The sequence below is a fragment of the Haladaptatus sp. HS23 genome (assembly GCF_056892285.1).
In genome coordinates this window covers 1-483 of record NZ_JBXGLH010000061.1, presented here as the reverse complement: position 1 = coordinate 483, position 483 = coordinate 1, and the positions used below count along the sequence as shown (strand labels likewise).

1 rRNA gene is annotated in these 483 nt (G+C 51.3%); it reads left to right on the top strand.

The window, feature by feature from the left end:
- Window positions 1-193 precede the first annotated feature (193 nt).
- A 16S ribosomal RNA gene (locus AC1XDK_RS30810) occupies window positions 194-483 on the top strand; the annotation flags it as partial.

Genomic DNA, 483 nt, shown 5'->3' with positions numbered 1-483 from the left:
TGCCTCCACTCAAGTCCGAAGGAAATGAGGATTCCACCCCTGCGGTCAGCCGTATACGATGGAATCTGATGTTAGCCTTGGTAGTTCGGTGACACCTTGTCGGTTATTCGATGTGGTGTCCCGAACGTGTGATATGTGATACACTCTCTTTGAGAGTGTCTCCGCCTATACGCTGAACCTTGTGTTCAGCGACATTCTGGTTGATCCTGCCAGAGGTCATTGCTATTGGAGTTCGATTTAGCCATGCTAGTTGCACGAGTTTAGACTCGTGGCGGAAAGCTCAGTAACACGTGATCAAACTACCCTATGGATTCGAACAACCTCGGGAAACTGAGGCTAATTCGAAATAAGGCTCCTTTGCTGGAATGCATGGAGCTGGAAAGGCTCCGGTGCCATAGGATGTGATTGCGGCCGATTAGGTAGACGGTGGGGTAACGGCCCACCGTGCCGATAATCGGTACGGGTTGTGAGAGCAAGAGCCCG